Consider the following 713-nt stretch of genomic DNA (forward strand, 5'->3'; position numbering starts at 1 on the left):
CTTTTCGCCTTTGGGCCACTTCACCAACGCAACGTGCTCGTGCTTAAAATCATGTAACGGCATCACTTGTAGTCCGCCAATGCCAGGCAACCATTCTGTTTCTCGAGTATTGATTCGAACAGTTTTAAGATCGTTCGGATCAAATTGATTGAGCTTGACCAAAATGACACAACCTTTCTCGCTAAACGGCGCGTGCTGACTGCCGGGTGGGTTACGAAGATAAGAACCTGCGGGATAGTCGCCATTTTCGTCAGAGAAGACACCATCGAGCACAAAAATTTCTTCTCCGTAAGGGTGAAGGTGAGGAGAAAAACGCGATCCTGCTTCGTACTTCACTACACTGGTTACGTGACCAGATTCTTTTGCCTCTCGCTCCAATGGCTTACGCCACACTCCTTGAGAGGGGCTAGCAACCCAATTTTGGCTGCCTGTTTCGATGACGACCCTTTGAGAAAAATCCATATTCAACATACTGAAATACCGTTACTTATTTTATCGGTGCTTGATCCAATTATACGTTTAAAAACGTAATTTGATGCAATGGTTGGTTAAGCAATGTTCAACGGTTTTCTGAATACAAATGGGTTCTATTTTCAATTATTCCTTGTGTAATGATAATTGTTATATTATAACAACTTAAAAATCATATGTTATAACGTAACAATAAGGAAAAAGTAGTGAATAAAAAATTGGTTTCTCTAGTCATCGGTAGC

The 713-nt window shown here is 41.1% G+C and carries 1 protein-coding gene; it reads right to left on the reverse strand.

Annotated elements, in window-relative coordinates:
• Positions 1 to 471 (reverse strand): cupin domain-containing protein (locus tag R7Z47_RS24865; protein WP_318130766.1); only part of this gene is annotated, 471 nt, incomplete at its 3' end.
• Between the last annotated feature and the right edge of the window lie 242 nt (positions 472 to 713).

This window comes from Vibrio sp. 1641 (assembly GCF_033339995.1).
Lineage (GTDB): Bacteria > Pseudomonadota > Gammaproteobacteria > Enterobacterales > Vibrionaceae > Vibrio > Vibrio alginolyticus.